The organism is Streptomyces sp. NPDC052773 (genome assembly GCF_044547145.1).
In the GTDB taxonomy this organism is placed as follows: Bacteria; Actinomycetota; Actinomycetes; order Streptomycetales; family Streptomycetaceae; genus Streptomyces.
This window is the reverse complement of the sequence record NZ_JBITZX010000005.1, coordinates 345,049-363,779: the sequence shown is the minus strand read 5'-3', so window position 1 is coordinate 363,779 and position 18,731 is coordinate 345,049. Positions and strand designations below refer to the sequence as shown.

Below are 18,731 nucleotides of genomic sequence, written 5' to 3'. Positions count from 1 at the left end.
ACGGCGGGCACGGCTCACTTCCTCGCGACCAGTGATTTGGGAAGTCCGGCGAAGCGTTCGAACCAGATGGTGGAAGCAGGGAAGTAGGACCGCATCTCGGCCGCGGACAGGAGCTCGACTTCCTGGACGTCGCGGGTGGCCTGCGCATGCCCCGCGCGTGGGACGTGTCCGTGCGGCCAGTGCCGGGAGACGGCCACGCGAGCCCGGAACGGGAGCCACTGCAGCCCTGGGAACAGCCAGTGGGGCTCGACGGGGAAGTAGCGGTAGGGGGTCTGTACCCAGTGGTGGTCCGCCTGGCTGTGCACCGTGTCGGCGAACTGCTTCCGCCGGTAGTGACCTCCCACGTGCTCCAGGACGGAGTTCGAGTACACGAGGTCGAATCGCCGGGGGACCAGGTGGGTCGGCAGGGTGAGGCTGCACGCGTCCGCGACGACCGGGGTGATCCCGGGCTCGGCATGCCGGGCGGTGCGCGGGTCGAGATTGACGGTCACCACGTGCGCCGGCCGGACAGGTGCGCCACGCCAGGCGGTCGGGGTGCCGCCGAGGTCGAGAACGTGCATCTCGGCCAGATCGGGAAAGCATCGCAGCAGTTCGTCCCAGCGCTTGGCGCGCGCCGAGTGGGCAAGGGATCCCGGCCTCGTGGGATCGGCGATCTTTGTCTTCAGCATGCTGCTTCCTCCTGGCCACGTGTCGTGCGGCGCTGCACGTCTCGACGGTCAGGCGCCTCGTCTTTCGGCAGAGCCGTCAGGACGGACAAGATGTGGCCCCTAACTCCGGCACCTCCGGCACTTCCGGAACCTGTGGCACCCGACAAAGATTACGGATATGGGCGCTATCATCCGTATCATTACCTTGTGTCGCTTTTCGTGGATTACATGTCGAGTCCACCAGTTGACAGGCCCTCAGTTTTCAAAGGTTGTGCGGAGGCGGCGGCTTTCGACGCACCGCCCGTGAAGGAGGACGTCGAAGCCCATGTCCGCCTGTACTGATACAGGTGCCACGGTCCAAGCCAGGGTGCACCGCCCCCTCGACCGCTCGGCGCGCGTGTTCGTGGCCGGGGGCTCGGGGCTGGTCGGTTCGGCGGTGCGCAGGGAGCTCCGCCGGGAAGCGTTCACCGATGTGGTCGCACCCGGCTCGGCCGTGCTGGACCTGACGGAGCGTCAGGCAGTGTTGGACTGGTTCGCCGCCATACGGCCGGACGTGGTGGTACTGGCCGCGGCGCGCGTGGGCGGGATCAAGGCGAACGCCACGCGGCCCGCCGATTTCCTCTCCGACAACCTGCGCATCCAGGTGAACGTGCTGGACGCGGCCTTGACTCACGGGGTCGAGCGGCTGCTGTTCCTGGGTTCCAGTTGCATCTACCCGAAGTTCGCCGAGCAGCCGATCCGCGAGGAGGCGCTGCTGACGGGTCCTTTGGAACCGACCAATGACGCTTATGCCATCGCCAAGATCGCCGGCATTCTGCAGGTGCAGGCGGTACGACGTCAGTACGGTCTGCCGTGGATCTCCGCCATGCCGACCAATCTGTACGGTCCGGGCGACAACTTCCACCCCGAGCACTCTCACGTGCTGCCGTCCCTGATGCGGCGCTTCCACGAGGCGAAGGAGTCGGGTGCGCGACGGGTAACGAACTGGGGCAGTGGCACGCCTCGTCGGGAGTTCCTTCACGTGGACGACCTGGCACGGGCGTGCCTGCACCTGATCGAGCACTACGACGCGGACAGTCCGGTCAACGTCGGCGCCGGCACGGACCTGACCATCAAGGAACTGGCGGAGCTCGTCGCGGACGTCGTCGGGTACCGGGGGAGCGTCGAGTGGGACACGAAGCAGCCGGACGGTACCCCGCGCAAGCTCCTCGACGTATCCCGGCTCACCGCGCTCGGCTGGGTCCCTCGTATCGGCCTGCGAGAAGGAATCGCCCGGACGTACGCCTGGTACGTGGAAAATCTCGAGTCCGGCACACTGCGGCACTGACGGACTCCGCGGCGGCCGGGGGGGGAGGGCCGAAGGCGAACCGCCCCCGCGGCGGCATCCGCGGAAGAGCCCGCGGCCCGCTCCTGACGACCCCTGTCCTGTGACGGCCAGAGCCACGTGACACGGCCCCGCTGTCTGCGAAGCCGCCTGGGAGGGGCCGGCGCACGTGTCGTCCTGGTCGGCGTGGCACGTCGGCCGGCTCAGCCCACGGGGCTTCCCGTCGAAGTGTGCGAGGGCGCCTACATCGATCACTTCGACATAGGCAGAGGGCTCGGCGTCACGCTGGTGCCCTGGCCGTTCTGTTGGGGTGGCGCAAGGTCGGGCGTCCGGCATGAACTCATCGACGCCGCATAGCCCTGGAAGGCGGGATGCCAGGTCATACGGCGGACTGCTTGCTGTGCCTCACCGGGGTCCGGCCGCCTCGGCTTCGACCGCCTTCCGGGAGGGGCTTGCTTCAGGAGGTCAAAGCAGCAGCGGCCGAAGGCGGATACCCTGACGGCAACCTGGGGTCATGTGTCGGAATTTCCGCTGCCGGCCGCCGGTAGTGCTACGGCCTTCGCAGCTGCCCGATGGGGCGGGGTGGTCAGTTCTGCTTCCGTCGCCGGACGGCCATCATCGTGCCGGTTCCGAGCGCCAGCAGCCCTGCGGCTCCGCCCAACAGAACGGCCGAGTGGTCCTCACCGGTGTCGGCGAGGTGAGGCTTGTTCGGGAGTACGGTGATCTCGGCCGAGAGGGTCAGTTTCGATTTCTCTCCCTTGAGACGGAAGATGTGTTCGCCCGGATCGGTCCACCTGGGGATGGTGACGGTACCCTCCACCGTCCCGTTCGCGTCGGCGGTGAAGTGGCCCAGCTTGATCGGCTTGGAGAGGAGGAATGCGTCCACCCCCTCGAACGGGATGAACCCGGTCCCTGTGAAGCCGAGGATGTCTCCTGGTCTGACGGTGGTGGCGCTGAGGGTCAGGCTCGGGGCATCGGGTGGATACGGCTGGGAGTGGGCTGGTTGGGCCCCCACGACGGGGACTGCGGCCAGGACAGCAGAGGCTGCTGTGGCCGCGAAGGCGGCACGACACTTCGATGACGCCGTCATCGTATTCACGCTCCTCAAGTGGAATCAGGCGACGGCATGGTCCGGCCCGCGAGTGCGGTATGGGCATAAGTAGCGCCTAATAGCGCCTGTTAAGCATTTTCGGGAGACAAGGCGCTGTATGGCGTATGCAGATCACCGGATCAGCCGTCAGTCCCCGGGTGCGAGGAGCGAAGGGGGCCGATATGCGCCATTCGGTTGGCCCGCCCTGTGGCGACTGGCCTGACCGGTGATTCCCTGGGTCGGCCCACTCCCTTCCTGGTGAAGCCGGTGTCGTCGAGCGTCAGCACCGCCCGGGCCGCGACGCTCACCCGACGACCGCCGCTTGACCGGATGGCGCGATCCTGAAACCCGACACCAACACCACAGCCGGGAAGAAACGCTCTTTGAAGTCCTCACCCGGCGGAGATCGCGGATTAATACTGACATTGCGTCTCACGTCTTGGTCCCCTTTTCTTCTCCTCCTGGAGGGTGTGTGCCCCCGTTCCGCGTACTTGTGGTGTGCACCGGCAACGTCTATCGCTCTCCGCTTGCCGAGTGCCTGCTCAGGCACCAACTGCTCGAGTATCGGCAAGTGGTCCATCTGAGCAGTGCCGGCACCCAAGCCGTCACGGGTATGCCAATGGCGGCTGCTGTCGCCTCCTTCCTCCTCGGACGTGGCGTCCAGCCCGGCGCGATGGGCTCCTGCCGGCTGACCAAGGAGATGGTCGAAAACGCGGACCTGGTGCTGGGCGCTGAGACGGAGCATCGTGAGGCCGCTGTGCGGTTGTCCCCTGTGCGGGCGCTGTCCCGTGCTTTCACCTTCCGTGAGTTCGCCCGGCTGGTGCGTTCGGAGGACGCCGCGGGCGTGGTGGATCCGGCCGCACGGTTTGTGATCCTCGTCCGGGGCGCGGCCGCTCGCCGTGGTGCCCTGTCGACAGGCACGGGTGACGTGGACGTAGCGGACCCGCTTGGCGCACCTCCACCACAAGTGCACGAGTGCCTGGTTCAGATCGAGGAGATCGTCGAGCGGATCGCCGCCGCCATGCGGACCGGATAGCATCCCTCTTCGTCCTCTGCCAGATGGTGCGCCCCCGCCTTATTCCCGTATGGCATGGGAGGAGGAATCCCAGTCGCGCAGTCCACGCCGAGCGGAGAAGATCTTCGACGGTACGACCATCGCATGACGCGCAACAATGTGGTGATCAGCGGTGGGGGAACGGGGATCGGGCTCGCGGCCGCGCGGACCTTCGCGGCGGGCGGGGACCGGGTGCTGCTGCTCGGGCGGCGACGCGAGGTGCTGGAGAAGGCCGGGGTGCCGGGCGCGCTCGTGTACCCGGCCGATCTGACCGAGCCGGAAGAGGTGAGGGGCGTAAGGGAGTTCGTGGCCGCGGAGCTCGGCGGACGGGTCGATGTGCTGATTCACGGCGTGGGCGGCAACGGTGGCCTCGAGCCCCCGGTCACCTCGGACGATCCGCTGGATGCGATCGCCCACGACTGGACGGTCAACTTTGTACGCCCATGAACCGGCCCGCGTTCTGGGCCGCGCGGGATCACGGTGAATCTGGCGGCGCCCGGCTTCATCGAGGACACCGGGTTCTTCGGCGGGAAGGCGCCCGAGGACCGGCGGGTGATGTGGATCGCCGAGACCTCCAACGGAAGAGCGGGCACGCCCGAGGACGTCGCCGAGACCCTGCACTGGCTGGCCTCTCCCGCCGCCGGACACATCACCCCGCAGGTGATCCAGGTCAACGATGCCTTTGAAGGGCATGGGCGATGTCCTCCGTCGGAAAAGGGATATGCGCACCGGTGGATATCCCCGGCCGTCACAGAAATCCGGCCGCCCCCGCTGCTGCGGAGAGCGATGCCTACCGATCGGAAGGAGCGCATCTCATGACCACGGCCATTGCACACGCCTGCCCGGAGTGCGAGGAGTCGGTGGAGATCGGCGATTCGGTGCGGCTCAACGAGATTCTGGAGTGCGCGGGCTGTCGCATCGAGCTGGAGATCGTGGCGCTGAGCCCCGTGGTGCTCGCGCTCGCGCCCGATGTCGAAGAGGACTGGGGAGAGTAACGGTGATCACTGCGTTCGGCTGCCGAGAGTGCTGACGAACCTGGCTTCACCTCACTGTGATTCCCCACCATGCCGGGGGCCGGCTGACGCTCCAGTCGTTCGTACACGGTCAGCCTCCGGCCCCTGACCTCCTCGTCGGACACCGGCCGGAAGTACGTGCTCAGCACGGACGCCTTCACCCGCTCCCGCTCTGCCGTCGGCGGTCTCGCCACCGCGGTGGCGTCCGTCACGAGCAGGATGCGCCGGTGGTCGAGCATGGCGGCCCGTATGCGCTCCGGGCCGGCCTCGACTCCCTTCAGGGTTCCGGATTCCTCGGGGGTCTCGCGGAGGGCGATGTCACGCAGGCCGGTGAAGGAGGCGGGGGAGACGGACTTGGTGTCGCGGCGGGCCGCCGGGAGGAAGAGGACCGCGTCTCCGGGCTGCTTCGCGCGGCGTACGTCCGAGGCTATGGCCATGACGTCGTCCACGCGGCTCTCCGGGGAGCGTTTGGCGAGGGACTGCGGCAGCAGGGCGATCACCGCGATCGTGATCACGACCGGTAGGAGGCAGCGTGACGCGGGCGGGTTCCGGCGGGAGAGGGCCCGTATCGCCGTGTCCACGGCGGCACCGATGAGGAGGGCCAGGCCCAGCAGGCTGTAGAGGATGTACCGGTCCAGGAACAGGGGCCGGTTCAGGGAGAGGGCGATCAGGCCGAGGTGGGGGATGGCGAGCAGCGGGAGGCCGACGCTCGCGGGGGACACGCGGGCCGTCCGCGGTCGGGTCAGGAGGGCGCAGACGCCGGCGATCGCCAGCAGGATCGCGGGGCCGATCAGCATGTGCCAGGTCAGCGGCGGTATCCAGGACACCTGCCGGGACTGGGTCCGGCTGAACAGGATCAGGGGCAGGACGCAGAGCGTGGCGGTCGCGGTGGCAGCCGTCCAGCGGATGCGGACCTCGCGCCGGGTCCGGCTCCAGAGCAGCGTCACCAGATGGGCCGGGACGATCATCAGGGACAGCCAGTTCAGCAGGCCCATGAGCACGAGGGTGCTGCCGTAGGCGAGCCAGTGCCGGGCGCGGACCGGTCGTTGCAGGGCCGTCACCAGGAGGAGGGTGGAGATGGCGGCCCCTGCGGCGACCAGGGCGTACGGGCGGCCCTCCTGGAGGTGGAACTGGACTGCCGGGAGGAGTCCGAGGGCCAGTCCGGCCGCCGTGCCCGCCCGCACGCCCGCCAGCCGGTGGCCGATGACGGCCACACACCCCGCCGCCAGGGCCATGGCCAGCACCGAGGGCAGCCGCAGCGTCGTCGTGCCCGGGCCGAAGCACTCGAAGAGCAGGTGCATCAGCAGGTAGTAGCAGCCGTGCACCACATCCACGTTCTCCAGCAGGTGGCAGATCTCGGCGGTGGAACGCCGGGCCACCTGCCAGGTCGCCGCCTCGTCCCGCCATACGCTGCCCTGCCGCGACAGACCCCACAGACCCAGGGCGAGGGTCCACAGCACCGGTGGCAGCCAGACGGGGGGACGCCGTCGCCACGGGGTGGCGCCGTCGATCCGTGGCGGAAGGGGCGAACCGGATGATCTTCGGGGAGTACACAGGGAGGAAGATGGCGGGCCGCCTCGGAGCGTTCACTGACCTCAGCCCCGAACCACCAGCCGCGAACCCCCAGCCCCGGACTCCCAACCCCGGGCTCCCCCAGGCCCCGACCCCAGCCCCGGGACCCCAGCTCCGGGCTCCCAGCCCCCGACTCCAGCCCCGAACCAAGCTCCGTCCCCGGCCAGATCTCCCTCACCCCCGGTCCCGCACCCGCCTGCACGCCTCCGCGTACCCCCGCACCAGCGCCCGCCCCCCGTCCTCGCGCCGCCAGGCCAGGGCGTACCGGGTCGGGCCGATGCCGCGGACCGGGCGGGTGGTGACGCCGCCGAGGCGGATCAGGGGGGCGTTGCCCTCCGCGACCAGGCAGACGCCGAGGCCGGCGACCAGTGCCTCGTACGTCTCCTCCGTGCCGGCGATCTCCGCGCCGATGCGCGGGGGACGGCCGCCCCGGGCGTCCAGGGCGAGCCAGTGGTCGCGCAGGGCGCCGGCGCTGGGCGGGAGGGCGAGGAAGGGCTCGTCGAGCAGGTCGGTGAAGTCCACCTCGGGGCGGGCGGCGAGCGGATGGGTGTCCGGGAAGGCGACGAGGCGGGGTTCCTCGGCGACCACCGTCCAGGCGTAGCGGCCGGGGTCGGGCAGCGGCAGCCAGACGAAGGCGACGTCGGCCTCGCCGTCCGCCAGGCCCGCGGTGGGGTCCTCCCAGCTCACCTGGCGCAGACGTACGGTGGCCTCCGGGTGCGCGGCGCTGAAGCGGGACCGGATCGCGGGGAGCAGCCCGCCCCGGCCGGGGCTGGTGCTCATGCCCACCACCAGGGTCGTCCGCCGGGCCGCCCGGACCCGCGCGACCGCGCCGGCCCCCTCCTCCCACGCGGCCAGCACCCGCCGGGCGTGCGGCAGCAGCGCCTCGCCCGCCTCGGTGAGCGCCACGCTGTGCCGGTCGCGCCGGAACAGCTCGACGCCCAACTGGCGTTCCAGCGAGCGGATCCGTTTGCTGAGTGCCGGTTGCGAGACGTACAGCAGGTCCGCCGCGCGGGTGAAGTGCAGCTCCTCCGCCACGGCGACGAAGGCGCGAAGTTCCCTGCCGTGTGCGTCGGTTGTCATGCCTCACGGTTATCACCGGAAATCTTGGACGGGCAACATCGTTTTCCCACAGGCTTGTTCGCGTCACGACAGCCATATGAGGAGGGGACATGAGCAAGGTCTGGCTGATCACGGGCGCGAGCAGCGGATTCGGGCGGTCGATCGCCGAGGCGGCGCTGGCCGCCGGGGATGTGGTGGTGGGGGCCGCGCGGCGCACCGAGGCCCTGGACGATCTGGTGGCCGCGCATCCCGACCAGATGGAGGCGCTGCGGCTGGACGTCACCGACACGGGCGCCGCCGACGCGGCCGTCCAGGACGTGGTGGCCCGGCACGGGCGGATCGACGTGCTGGTCAACAACGCCGGCCGCACCCACGTCGGCGCCGTGGAGGAGACCACCGAGGAGGAGCTGCGGGCCCTGTTCGACCTGCACGTCTTCGGGCCCGCCGCGCTCACCCGCGCGGTGCTGCCGCACATGCGGGAGCGGCGCTCGGGCGCGATCGTGCAGATGAGCAGCGTGGGCGGGCAGATGTCGTTCGCCGGGTTCGGCGCGTACAGCGCGACGAAGTTCGCGCTGGAGGGCATGTCCGAGGCGCTCGCCGACGAGGTGGCGGAGTTCGGGATCAAGGTGCTCATCGTGGAGCCGGGCGCCTTCCGCACCTCGCTGTTCGAGGGCAACCGGGCCGGCTTCAGCCCCGACAGCGGCGCGTACCCGAAGGTCTCCCAGACCCGCGGTTACGTGGCGAACGGCGACGGCACCCAGGCCGGTGACCCGGCGAAGGCGGCGGCCCTGATCCGCGCCGCCCTGGAGGCCGAGCGGACCCCGCTGCGCCTGCCGCTCGGCGACGACGCGGTCACCGCCGTCCTCGACCACCTCGACCAGGTGCGGGGCGACGTGACGGCCTGGGAGAAGCGCACCCGGGACACCGGCTTCGACGCCTGACGGGCACCTTCCGCCGGGGGCGCGATCCGCCTCCGGCAAAGGTGACGGTTCGTCATGCAACATCTGAGGCGGTGCGGTTACGTCTGTGCAGGACCCTTGTGCAATTCCTGTGGAGGCCTCAATCTTTCGGCTGACGCGACCGTGCGGCGACGGATTGACATGATCCTGCCATGCGGCGCGTAACCCCACCAACGCACCACCGATTGAGGAGGACCCCTCAGATGGCAGTGATGCGTACTCCCCACAGCACCACCCGGCGAAGACTGGCCGCCCTCGCCGTCGCGAGCACCGCGGCCCTCGCCGCGGGCCTCGTCTCCGCGCCGCCCGCCGCCGCCGAAGGCCGCATCCAGTACGAGGGCGCGGCGAACGCCGTCGCCGACAGCTACATCGTGACCCTCAAGGCAGACCGGGCCCGCTCCGGCTCCGCCGAGGGCCGCGCGCTGGCGAAGAAGTACGGCGCCACCATCGAGCGCACCTACACCAAGGCGCTCAACGGCTACGCGATCGAGGCCTCCGAGTCCGAGGCCAAGAGGCTCGCCGCCGACCCGGCCGTCGCCTCCGTCGTGCAGAACCGCACCTTCAGCATCGACGCCACCCAGCCCAGCCCGCCCTCCTGGGGCCTGGACCGCGTCGACCAGCGCGCGCTGCCGCTGAACAACTCCTACACCTACCCGGACTCCGCCGGGCAGGGCGTGACGGCGTACGTCATCGACACCGGCGTCCGCATCAGCCACAGCGACTTCGGCGGCCGGGCCTTCAACGGCTACGACGCCATCGACAACGACAACGTCGCCCAGGACGGCCACGGCCACGGCACGCACGTCGCCGGCACCGTCGCGGGCAGCGCGTACGGCGTCGCCAAGAAGGCGAAGATCGTCGGCGTCCGGGTGCTGAACAACTCCGGCTCCGGCACCACCGCCCAGGTCGTCGCCGGCATCGACTGGGTCGCCCGCAACGCGGTCAAGCCGGCCGTCGCCAACATGTCCCTCGGCGGCGGCGCCGACACCGCGCTCGACACCGCCGTACGCAACGCCATCGCCTCCGGGGTCACGTTCGCCGTCGCGGCGGGCAACGAGAACACGAACGCCTCGACCCGCTCGCCCGCCCGTGTCACCGAGGCGATCACGGTCGGCGCCACGACCTCCTCCGACGCCCGCGCCAGCTACTCCAACTACGGCTCGGTCCTCGACCTGTTCGCCCCGGGCTCCTCCATCACCTCCGCCTGGAACAGCGGCGACACCGCCACCAACACCATCTCCGGCACGTCCATGGCGACCCCGCACGTCGCCGGAGCCGCGGCGCTCTACCTGGCCGACAACCCGACGGCCACGCCCGCCCAGGTGTCCTCCGCGCTGACGACCGCGGCGACCCCGAACGTCGTCACCAACCCGGGCACCGGCTCGCCCAACCGGCTGCTGTACGTCGGCGGCGGCACCACCACCCCGCCCGGACCGCGGTTCGAGAACACCGGTGACTACGCGATCAACGACAACTCCACCGTCGAGTCCCCGATCACCGTCTCCGGCGTCTCCGGCAACGCCCCCGCCACCCTCGCCGTCCAGGTCAACATCGTCCACACCTACATCGGCGACCTCCAGGTCCAGCTGATCGCCCCCGACGGCACGGCGTACACGCTGAAGGGCTACGGCACCGGCGGCAGCTCGGACAACATCAACACCACCTACTCGGTCAACGCCTCCTCGGAGCCGGCCAACGGCACCTGGAAGCTCCGGGTGAGCGACAACGCCAACCTGGACACCGGGCGGATCGACGCCTGGGCGCTCCAGTTCTGATCGAGTCGGCTCTGAACCCGGGTCGGCCCTGATTTCCCGTCAGGTCCGACCCAGGTCGACCTCCTCGTCCTCGCGGAACGGCTCCGGGTCCGTGACCCAGCCCGCCGCGAGGACGAGGCGCGTGTGGCGGTGGACGGCGAGGAAGCCGAACGGGCGGTCGTAGCGGGCCTCGACGGTGGTGACGAGCCAGCGCAGCTGCGGGATCCCCGCGCCGGCCGCGCCGAACGCCGTGACCGCCGCCGCCTCGAAGCCCAGGGCCCCGAACCTTGCCATCGCGGCTTGCTCGGCGGAGCCGACGGCGAGCGGGAAGGCGCTGACGCCGGGGAAGTGCCCGGCCCGGTCGTCCCGCGCCGTGGTGAGGCCGAACAGCGCGTGTCGCTCCAGCAGATCGTGGCTGCCGGTGAGGTCGTACGCCGCCGTCGTCACGTCGAGCACCGGCGGCCGCGGCCGCGTGGAGCGCTCCCGGACGACCCGCAGGCCCGGACCCGCCTCGCCGAACGGCAGCCGTGGACCGGGCACGACCGGACACCGCCGGCCGAGCACGTCCACGCCCGCGGCCAGCACCTGCCCCGGCGTCATGTGTTCCTCGCCGAGCAGCAGATGCACGTCCAGCGCGTTGTCGCCCAGCACCTTCAGCTCGGTGACGAAGCCGTGCGCGGTGTCCGCGACGCCGACCCGGTCCAGCACCTCGCTGCGGCGCCACAGCCCGAGCAGGGTCCGCTCGCCCCACGGCCCGGTCTCCGGGCACAGCGGCTCCTCGTGGAACGGCCGCAGCCACCGGGTGCGCATCGCCAGCGCACCGGCCAGCACCAGCTCGGTCCGGTCCGTCACCTGCACCGGCATTCCCTTGATCAGACCGCCGGTCCGCTGGGCGGCCCAGGTGTCGAGGGCGGCCCGGTCGGCGCCCGCGTCACCGGTCAGCACCCCGTGTGCCCCGGCGGGCAGCCCGGCGCGCCACGCCTCCCGCAGCTCCAGGGTGCGCTTGGTCCACAGCCCCACGGCCGAGTCCAGGCCCCGCAGCGCCGCGAGCCCGGACAGGAACTCCCGTGCCGCCGCTCCCGCCCGGTCCGCCGGCAGCCCCACCGCGTCCGCCAGTTCGTCGCGGGCCGTGCCCCCGGCGCCGTCCGCGAGGAGGGCGAGCAGCGGCCACACCCCGGGCGCGGAGAACACGGTGCCGCCCTCTACCGTCGGCGCCCAGCGCGCCGTCAACCCGTTGACCGCCCGGATCGTCGCTTTCGCGACCCCCATACCGCCCCCGCCCGTCCCGCGCTTACGATGCGCCACGTCGTACGTCAGTTCCTCATGATCCAAGTCAGGAGCACGGTACTCGTGTCCACACCGCCGCCCCCAGGGCCGGAGCAGCCCCAGGGTCCCCAGGGCCAGTACCCGGCTCCGCACCCGCAGGGCCCGTACGGGCAAGGCCCGTACCCCCACGACTCCTTCCCGCAGGGCCCGTACCCCCAGGGGCCCTACGCGCCGCCGCCGTACGGCGTCTGGAACCCGTACCCGCACCCGCCGCAGCCCTCGCACAACGGTGTCGCCATCGCCGCCCTCGTGCTGGGCGTGCTGTGCTTCCTGCCGGGGGTCGGGCTGGTGCTGGGCCTGGTGGCGCTGCGGCAGATCAAGAAGCGGGGCGAGCGGGGCAAGGGTATGGCGATCGCCGGTGCCGCGCTGTCGTCCGTCGGACTGGCCCTGTGGGCGCTGGCGATCCCCACGGGGGTCGCCTCCGAGGCCTGGGAGGGCTTCAAGGAGGGCGCCGCCGAGGAGACCCTGTCCGTGAGGAAGGGCCAGTGCTTCGACGCGCCCGGCGGGTCGCTGGAGGGCGAGACGTACGACCTCGACATCGTGCCCTGCGACGGTGAGCACGACGGCGAGGTGTTCGCCACGGTCACCGTGCCGGACGGCTCCTACCCCGGCGACGACCGCATCACGAGCATCGCCGACGACAAGTGCTACGCGCTCCAGAACGACTACGCCATGGACGTCTGGGCCGTGCCCGACCACGTGGACGTGTACTACCTCACCCCGACCCGGCAGAGCTGGCGGCTCGGCGACCGCGAGATCACCTGCGCCTTCGGCAACACCGACGAGAAGGGCACCCTGACCGGCTCGCTGCGCAACGACGCGACCACCCTCGACGCCGACCAGCTCGCCTACCTGGAGTCGGTGCGCGACCTCGACACCGTCCTGGACCGCGAGCCCGAGGCCTACGCCGAGGACGACCTGGACGCCAACACGGAGTGGGCCGGCGAGGTCCGTGACGCGGTCGCCGCCCAGACCGAGGCGCTGCGCGGGCACACCTGGACCGGCGACGCCGAGCGGCCCGTCACCGCCCTGGTCAAGGAGCTGGAGACGGCCCGCAAGCACTGGGCGAACGCGGCGACGGCAGGCGACCCGGACACCTTCTACGAGCACTACGACGCCGGGTACGCGTTCTACGACGGCGCGAAGACGATCGACGTGCGCGAGGCGCTGGGACTGGACACCAGCCCGCCGGAGTACGACTACGACAGCGGGGAGGACAGCGGCGGCGATCTCGATGTGTGATCACGGCTATAGCGGGGAGAAAGTGCCTGCGTAAAGCCCCTCGCGGGCTTATGTCATCACATCGAGTGATTCTCTGGCCTTTGCTTGCTCGGCACAACCTACGGTTGCCACGCTGTTGCTGTCTGTACAACCTGATGGGAGCGGCCAGTGACATTCGGTGAGCAGCCGGCGTACCTGCGTGTCGCGGGTGATCTCCGCAAGAAGATCGTCGACGGACTGCTGCCGCCGCACACCCGCCTCCCGTCCCAGGCCCGCATCCGCGAGGAGTACGGCGTCTCGGACACGGTCGCGCTGGAGGCGCGCAAGGTGCTCATGGCCGAGGGGCTGGTGGAGGGCCGCTCCGGCTCCGGGACGTACGTCCGGGAGCGGCCGGTGCCCCGCCGGATCGCCCGCTCCGGATTCCGGCCCGCCGACACCGCCACCCCGTTCCGGCAGGAGCAGGCCGACAGCTCCGTGCGTGGCACCTGGGAGTCCAGCAGCGAGCAGACCGAGGCGAGCGGGGTGATCGCGGAACGACTGGCGATCAAGCCCGGCGACCGCGTGATGCGCACCAAGTACGTCTACCGGGAGGCCGGCGAGCCGATGATGCTCTCCACCTCCTGGGAACCCCTCGCCGTCACCGGCCGCACCCCCGTGATGCTGCCCGAGGAGGGGCCGCTGGGTGGCATGGGGGTGGTCGAGCGCATGGCCGCGATCGACGTCGTCGTCGACAACGTCACCGAGGAGGTCGGCGCCCGCCCCGGCCTCGCCGAGGAACTCCTCACCCTCGGCGGCGTCCCCGGCCATGTCGTCCTCGTCGTCCAGCGCACCTTCTACGCCTCCGGCCGCCCCGTCGAGACCGCCGACGTGGTGATCCCGGCGGACCGCTACCGGGTGGCGTACCACCTGCCCGTGAAGTAGGGGTTCCTTCCGCTCGCCGAGGCGGGTTCCCTCCCCTTTCCGCGAGTCGCGTGCGCCGCCCCCGGGAATCACACGGGCCGCAGGAGCGCGCACGCGTCCGACGGCGCGCGCCCTGGCGGCAGTTGCCGGGGGCATCGGCCCATCGGCCGAGCGGCGCGCGCCGGTTGGAATCCGGTCGTTTTCGCAGGTCGCCCGTGCGATGACGGGAATGCCGCTGACCGGACCCGCCGGTCCGCGTCGACGGCGCGTTCGATACCGTGCGCCCCCTGAGCGCTGGCTTGTTGCGTACCTCTTCGTGAAAAGCCGTATTCGCTGAGTGAAGGTTAGGCGTAGGCTCGGGCATATGCGGATTGCGGTTTCCTTAGCGGGCGGGGCGCGCAGGGCGGGAAGCGGAGGGGCGCGATGAACGACGGGACGGTCACTCTTCCCTGGCTCGTCATACGCCAGGACGACAACGGCAATCGCTACAGCGTCGGCCGCTACGCGACCCGAGACGAGGCCCAGAAGATCGCGGACAGCCTCGACCGCCGCGGACACAAGCAGCTGTACTGGGTCCAGCGGGTCGACCAGGTCGGCCGGATCGGCCCGAACGACCAGATCGGCCCCCGATAGGCTCCGGTGCATGACGCAACGGACCGTGGTGGTCGGCGCCGCCCTGCTCGACGACGGCCGCCTCCTCGCCGCGCGCCGCAGCGCGCCCCCGGAGCTGGCCGGCCGCTGGGAGCTGCCCGGTGGCAAAGTGGAACCCGGCGAGGCCCCGGACGCCGCCCTCGTGCGCGAGCTGCGCGAGGAGCTGGGCGTCGAGACGGAGGCCGTCGAGCGGGTACCGGGGGAGTGGCCCCTGAGGAGCCCGTACGTCCTGCACGTGTGGACCGCCCGGCTGCGCTCCGGCTCCGCCGCGCCCAAGCCCCTCCAGGACCATGACGCGCTGCGCTGGCTGACCCCGGCGGAGATCTGGGACGTGGACTGGCTCGAGCAGGACGTCCCGGCGGTGCGCCAGGTCGCGGCCCGCCTCACCGACGAGAGCGCGGGCGGGGGCGAGGGGCAGGGCGGGAACGAGAGCCAGGGCGCGGGCGGGGGCGAGGGCTAGGGCGAGAGCGCGGGCGGGGGCGAAGACCAGGGCGGCAGCGCGAGCGGGGGCGAAGAGCAGAGCGACAGCGCGGGCGGGGGCGAAGACCAGGGCGACAGCGCGGGCGGGGGCGAAGACCAGGGCGACAGCGCGGGCGGGGGCGAAGGTCAGAGCGAGAGCGCGGGCGGGGGCGAAGGCCAGAGCGAGAGCGCGGGTCGGGCCGGGAACGAGAGTGAAGGTGACGGCGTGGAGGCCACGCGCCGATGATCGCGCGTGCGCCCCCTTCTCTCCCGTACGCCGTCCGTGCCACAGTGCGCCCTCTCGCGCGGTACCACCCCCGAATATCGGGTATGTGCCCATTAACCCCATGAAACCGGACATGGGTGGGCTTGCTGGCCTGGGATGTGATCGGTGTGTTCGACACCGAAGGCGACTGCGTCGAGTGGACCTTCCCCGCGGACCCGGGAGCCGTGCGAACCGCCCGCTCCGCCGTCCGGCGCCAGCTGCACGGCTGGGGCCTGGACAGCCTCGGTGACCTGACGGCCCTGCTGGTCAGCGAACTCGTCACCAACTCCCTGCGGCACGCCTCCGGCCCCATCGGCGTACGGCTGCTGCGCCCCGCCGGCCTGCCCGCCGTGCTCCTCGTGGAGGTCTCCGACCCGCTCCCGGACCTGCCCCGCGAACGTGTCGCCCGGCCCGAGGACGAGAGCGGGCGCGGACTGCAACTGGTCGCCCGCGCCTCGCGCCGCTGGGGCAGCCGCCCCGGCGACCGGGGCAAGACGGTCTGGTTCGAACTCTCGGTGCCCACCTGAGGGGCGCATCACGACCGGCGCACGGTCGTACTGTTCCCGCACGACTGTCCAAACCTGCGGATCAGGCCACCAGCCGGTGGTCCGAGAAGTGATTCGCGGGCGGGTCCCCTGGTTAGAAGTCTGGAAGTGTTCTCGCAGCACGGTCCGAAAAGCACCTGGACCGTGCTGTGATCGTGAACACCGTGTTGCGCGGCGCCGTAGTGCTGGATACTGCGGGCAGCCGCCCCCGGTGACCGGTACCGGACGCGGTGAGCTGGAGGGGACGGTTCGCGTGAGCGAGATACCAGCGAAGGCCACGGAGTCCGAGGACCCGTCGGACGGCGCGAGGGTGCGGGCCGGGGGTGCCGCGGGCACCACGGGCACGGACGCACCGGCGCCGCCCGCCGACGCCCTCTGGCAGAGCAGCCCACCCGGCTCGATGTACGACTACATAAAGGTCGCCTCCTTCTCCATCGGACCCGACGGGCTGGTCGACCAGTGGAGCCTGCGCGCGGAGCAACTGTTCGGCATCCCCGCCCGGCGGGCCGTCGGCATGGACCCCATCGAGGCGTTCATCGACCCCGACCTGCGCGAGCGCGGCCAGCGGAAGATGGCGGAGATCCTGGACGGGCGGGAGTGGACCGGCGTGGTCCCCTTCCGGACACCGGACCCGGAGGGCGGGCGCGGCACGGAGGGGCTCGCCGAGGTCTATGTGATGCCGACCCGGACCGAGGACGGCGAGAAGGCCGCGGTCTGCATCGTCGTCGACGTCCGGGTGCTGCGCAGCATCGAGACCGACCTCGCCGCCTCGCAGGCGATTTTCGGTCAGTCTCCCTTCGGGTTCCTGCTGATCGACACCGATCTGCGGGTGCGCCGCGCCAACCAGCGGTTCGCCTCCATCTTCGGCGGCACCCCCGACGACCACCGCGGCAAGGGCGTCCACGACTATCTGCCGCGCGCCGAGGCCGAGCGCGTCTCCGCGACCCTGCGCCGCGTCCTGGAGACCGGCGACTCCATCACCGACATGCACGTCACGGGGTTCGTGCCGGGGTCCGAGGAGCGCCGCCACTGGTCGATCAACCTCTACCGGGTGCACAGCGGCAGCGGCCGGCCCATCGGTATCGCCTGGCTGGGAACCGACATCACCGCCCGCCGCGCCGCCGCCCGCGAGGCCGCCAACGCGCGGCGCAATCTCGCCCTGCTCAACGAGGCCGGTGCCCGCATCGGGAACTCCCTCGACCTGGAGACCACCGCCCGCGAACTCCTCGACGTCGTCGTCCCCGGCTTCTGCGACCTGGCCACCGTCGACCTCTACCAGGGCCTGCTCGTCGGCGACGAGACCCCGCCCGGCCTGCCCGACGGCAGCGCCGAACTGCGCCGCGTCGCCTTCGCCAGCGCCGTCTCCGACGCCCCCTTCACCGGCACCGGCAAGCCCGTCAAGGTCGGCGCCGTCCACCACTATCCCTTCAACTCCCCGTGCGCGCACGCCCTGCGCACCGCCCGCCCGCGGCTCGTCCCACCGGAGGAGGGCGGACTCGTCCAGTCCACCCTCGCGGTGCCGATGGTCGCCCACGACACCGTCGTCGGACTCGCCCAGTTCTCCCGTACGAAGGGCAGCGAGCCGTTCGGCGACCGGGACCGCGACCTGGCCGTGGAGCTGGCCGCGCGCGCCGCCGTCTGCATCGACAACGCCCGTCTCTACCGGCGTGAGCACGAACGCGCGTTGATACTGCAGCGGTCCCTGCTGCCGCCCGGCGACCCGGTGGCCGCCGGACTCGACATCGCCTGCCGCTATCTGCCGGGCAACGCCTCCACGGGGCGCCCCAGTGAGGTCGGCGGCGACTGGTTCGACGTCATCGAACTGCCCGGCCACCGCACGGCGCTGGTGGTGGGCGACGTCATGGGGCGCGGCCTGCGCGCCGCGGTCGCCATGGGCGAACTGCGCACGGCCGTACGGACGCTGGCGCAGCTCGACCTGGAACCGGCCGAGGTGCTCTCCCAGTTGGACGAGATCGCGCGCGGTCTCGGCACCTCCGGGGGCATCCAGCAGGCCACCCGCGCCGCCCGCCGCCCCCGCGAGGCCGACCTGTCCGAGGTGTATCTGGCCACCTGTGTGTACGCGGTCTACGACAGCGTCACCCGGCGCTGCACCTTCGCCAACGCGGGCCATCTGCCGCCCGTGCTGGTGGAGCCCGGCGAGTCCGCGCTGATGCTGGACGTGCCGCCGGGGCTGCCGCTCGGCGTGGGCGGGGAGCCGTTCGAGGAGGTGGAGATCGAACTCCCCGAGGGTGCGCTGCTGGCCCTCTACACCGACGGCCTCGTCGAGTCCCGTGACCACCCGCTGGACGAGGGCCTCCAGGCGTTCGTCGGAGCCCTGAGGGACCCGAACAGCCCTCTGGAGGACGTCTGCGACCACGTCCTCAACACCCTCGACACCCACCACGGCGAGGACGACATCGCCCTGCTCATGGCCCGCGTCCAGGGCCTGCCCGCCGAGTCCGTCGGCGACTGGACGCTGCCGCGCGAGCCGCGCAGCGTGGGCCGGGCCCGCGAGTACGCCCGCGGACAGCTGCTGTCCTGGGACCTGGAGCCGCTGGTGGACACGGCGGAACTCCTGGTCAGCGAGCTGGTCACCAACGCCCTGCGCTACGGCGAGGGCGAGATCAGACTCCGTCTGCTGCTGGACCGCACCCTGGTCTGCGAGGTCTGGGACTCCGGCCTCGTCCAGCCCCGCCGCCGCCGCGCCCGCGACACCGACGAGGGCGGCCGGGGCCTGCAGCTCGTCGGCCTCCTCTCCGCCGCCTGGGGCTCCCGCCGCACCCACCGCGGCAAGACGGTCTGGTTCGAACTGGCCCTCCCGGACGGCGAGAACGGCGTGACGGACCCGGCGGAGGCCCTGCTGAGCCTCTTCTGACCAGGGCGGAGGGCCCC

At 71.3% G+C, this 18,731-nt stretch carries 15 protein-coding genes and 2 pseudogenes; 12 read left to right on the top strand and 5 right to left on the bottom strand.

Annotation, left to right across the window (positions count from 1 at the left end; genetic code table 11):
• Nucleotides 1-14: 14 nt before the first annotated feature.
• Entirely contained in the window at nt 15-668 is a 654-nt protein-coding gene (locus tag ACIG0D_RS14415; RefSeq protein ID WP_399799985.1) for a class I SAM-dependent methyltransferase, read from the bottom strand.
• A gap of 304 nt (nt 669-972) precedes the next feature.
• Between ACIG0D_RS14415 and ACIG0D_RS14410 the strand changes: the two genes are divergently transcribed.
• Nucleotides 973-1,974 carry a GDP-L-fucose synthase family protein gene (locus ACIG0D_RS14410; RefSeq protein WP_399799983.1) on the top strand — a complete coding sequence of 334 codons (1,002 nt, stop codon included), beginning with the start codon at nt 973-975 and terminating at the stop codon, nt 1,972-1,974.
• A 583-nt stretch (nt 1,975-2,557) separates the two neighbouring features.
• On the opposite strand, the gene ACIG0D_RS14405 is transcribed toward ACIG0D_RS14410, so the two are convergent.
• On the bottom strand, nt 2,558-3,061 hold the full coding sequence (locus tag ACIG0D_RS14405) for an LPXTG cell wall anchor domain-containing protein (protein WP_399799980.1): 504 nt from the start codon (nt 3,059-3,061) through the stop codon (nt 2,558-2,560).
• A 472-nt stretch (nt 3,062-3,533) separates the two neighbouring features.
• Between ACIG0D_RS14405 and ACIG0D_RS14400 the strand changes: the two genes are divergently transcribed.
• From ACIG0D_RS14400 to ACIG0D_RS14390, 3 genes and pseudogenes are all read left to right on the top strand, one after another.
• Nucleotides 3,534-4,097 carry a low molecular weight phosphatase family protein gene (locus ACIG0D_RS14400; protein ID WP_399799978.1) on the top strand — a complete coding sequence of 188 codons (564 nt, stop codon included), beginning with the start codon at nt 3,534-3,536 and terminating at the stop codon, nt 4,095-4,097.
• 123 nt (nt 4,098-4,220) lie between these two features.
• A pseudogene (locus ACIG0D_RS14395) lies at nt 4,221-4,934 on the top strand (SDR family oxidoreductase).
• The gene (locus tag ACIG0D_RS14390; protein ID WP_399800295.1) at nt 4,931-5,110 is read left to right on the top strand and encodes a lysine biosynthesis protein LysW; all 180 of its coding nucleotides are present in this window, start codon (nt 4,931-4,933) and stop codon (nt 5,108-5,110) included. The pseudogene ACIG0D_RS14395 and the gene ACIG0D_RS14390 overlap by 4 nt, the downstream one beginning before the upstream one ends.
• Before the next feature lie 95 nt (nt 5,111-5,205).
• Here the strand turns inward: ACIG0D_RS14390 and ACIG0D_RS14385 are convergent.
• Together ACIG0D_RS14385 and ACIG0D_RS14380 are read right to left on the bottom strand one after the other, a co-directional pair.
• A pseudogene (locus tag ACIG0D_RS14385) lies at nt 5,206-6,639 on the bottom strand (glycosyltransferase family 39 protein); the annotation flags it as partial.
• Between the two features lie 235 nt (nt 6,640-6,874).
• Nucleotides 6,875-7,780 (bottom strand): LysR family transcriptional regulator, encoded by a 906-nt coding sequence (locus ACIG0D_RS14380; RefSeq protein ID WP_399799974.1) that lies wholly within the window; start codon nt 7,778-7,780, stop codon nt 6,875-6,877.
• Between the two features lie 89 nt (nt 7,781-7,869).
• On the opposite strand from ACIG0D_RS14380, the gene ACIG0D_RS14375 reads away from it, so the two are divergent.
• Together ACIG0D_RS14375 and ACIG0D_RS14370 are read left to right on the top strand one after the other, a co-directional pair.
• Nucleotides 7,870-8,700, top strand: a complete 831-nt coding sequence (locus tag ACIG0D_RS14375) for an oxidoreductase (protein ID WP_399799972.1) — start codon at nt 7,870-7,872, stop codon at nt 8,698-8,700.
• A 221-nt stretch (nt 8,701-8,921) separates the two neighbouring features.
• Entirely contained in the window at nt 8,922-10,493 is a 1,572-nt protein-coding gene (locus ACIG0D_RS14370) for a S8 family peptidase (RefSeq protein WP_399799969.1), read from the top strand.
• A 39-nt stretch (nt 10,494-10,532) separates the two neighbouring features.
• On the opposite strand, the gene ACIG0D_RS14365 is transcribed toward ACIG0D_RS14370, so the two are convergent.
• A complete protein-coding gene (locus tag ACIG0D_RS14365; RefSeq protein WP_399799967.1) occupies nt 10,533-11,741 on the bottom strand; it encodes a serpin family protein in 1,209 nt (402 codons plus the stop codon).
• 81 nt (nt 11,742-11,822) lie between these two features.
• On the opposite strand from ACIG0D_RS14365, the gene ACIG0D_RS14360 reads away from it, so the two are divergent.
• From ACIG0D_RS14360 to ACIG0D_RS14335, 6 genes are all read left to right on the top strand, one after another.
• Nucleotides 11,823-13,040, top strand: coding sequence for a DUF4190 domain-containing protein (locus ACIG0D_RS14360; protein ID WP_399799964.1), 1,218 nt, complete (start codon nt 11,823-11,825; stop codon nt 13,038-13,040).
• 147 nt (nt 13,041-13,187) lie between these two features.
• Entirely contained in the window at nt 13,188-13,940 is a 753-nt protein-coding gene (locus ACIG0D_RS14355; protein WP_399799961.1) for a GntR family transcriptional regulator, read from the top strand.
• A gap of 402 nt (nt 13,941-14,342) precedes the next feature.
• Nucleotides 14,343-14,552, top strand: coding sequence for an SPOR domain-containing protein (locus ACIG0D_RS14350; protein ID WP_399799958.1), 210 nt, complete (start codon nt 14,343-14,345; stop codon nt 14,550-14,552).
• Between the two features lie 10 nt (nt 14,553-14,562).
• Nucleotides 14,563-15,030 carry a (deoxy)nucleoside triphosphate pyrophosphohydrolase gene (locus ACIG0D_RS14345; protein ID WP_399799953.1) on the top strand — a complete coding sequence of 156 codons (468 nt, stop codon included), beginning with the start codon at nt 14,563-14,565 and terminating at the stop codon, nt 15,028-15,030.
• Between the two features lie 362 nt (nt 15,031-15,392).
• A complete protein-coding gene (locus ACIG0D_RS14340; protein WP_399799951.1) occupies nt 15,393-15,821 on the top strand; it encodes an ATP-binding protein in 429 nt (142 codons plus the stop codon).
• Between the two features lie 271 nt (nt 15,822-16,092).
• Nucleotides 16,093-18,714 (top strand): SpoIIE family protein phosphatase, encoded by a 2,622-nt coding sequence (locus ACIG0D_RS14335; RefSeq protein WP_399799949.1) that lies wholly within the window; start codon nt 16,093-16,095, stop codon nt 18,712-18,714.
• Nucleotides 18,715-18,731: the final 17 nt, after the last annotated feature.

Excerpts from the sequence above, each read along its gene's own strand:
- ACIG0D_RS14415 (WP_399799985.1), bottom strand. The coding sequence starts at position 668 with ATGCTGAAGACAAAGATCGCCGATCCCACGAGGCCGGGATCCCTTGCC.
- ACIG0D_RS14410 (WP_399799983.1), top strand. The coding sequence starts at position 973 with ATGTCCGCCTGTACTGATACAGGTGCCACGGTCCAAGCCAGGGTGCAC.
- ACIG0D_RS14405 (WP_399799980.1), bottom strand. The coding sequence starts at position 3,061 with ATGACGGCGTCATCGAAGTGTCGTGCCGCCTTCGCGGCCACAGCAGCC.
- ACIG0D_RS14390 (WP_399800295.1), top strand. The coding sequence starts at position 4,931 with ATGACCACGGCCATTGCACACGCCTGCCCGGAGTGCGAGGAGTCGGTG.
- ACIG0D_RS14380 (WP_399799974.1), bottom strand. The coding sequence starts at position 7,780 with ATGACAACCGACGCACACGGCAGGGAACTTCGCGCCTTCGTCGCCGTG.
- ACIG0D_RS14375 (WP_399799972.1), top strand. The coding sequence starts at position 7,870 with ATGAGCAAGGTCTGGCTGATCACGGGCGCGAGCAGCGGATTCGGGCGG.
- ACIG0D_RS14370 (WP_399799969.1), top strand. The coding sequence starts at position 8,922 with ATGGCAGTGATGCGTACTCCCCACAGCACCACCCGGCGAAGACTGGCC.
- ACIG0D_RS14365 (WP_399799967.1), bottom strand. The coding sequence starts at position 11,741 with ATGGGGGTCGCGAAAGCGACGATCCGGGCGGTCAACGGGTTGACGGCG.
- ACIG0D_RS14350 (WP_399799958.1), top strand. The coding sequence starts at position 14,343 with ATGAACGACGGGACGGTCACTCTTCCCTGGCTCGTCATACGCCAGGAC.
- ACIG0D_RS14345 (WP_399799953.1), top strand. The coding sequence starts at position 14,563 with ATGACGCAACGGACCGTGGTGGTCGGCGCCGCCCTGCTCGACGACGGC.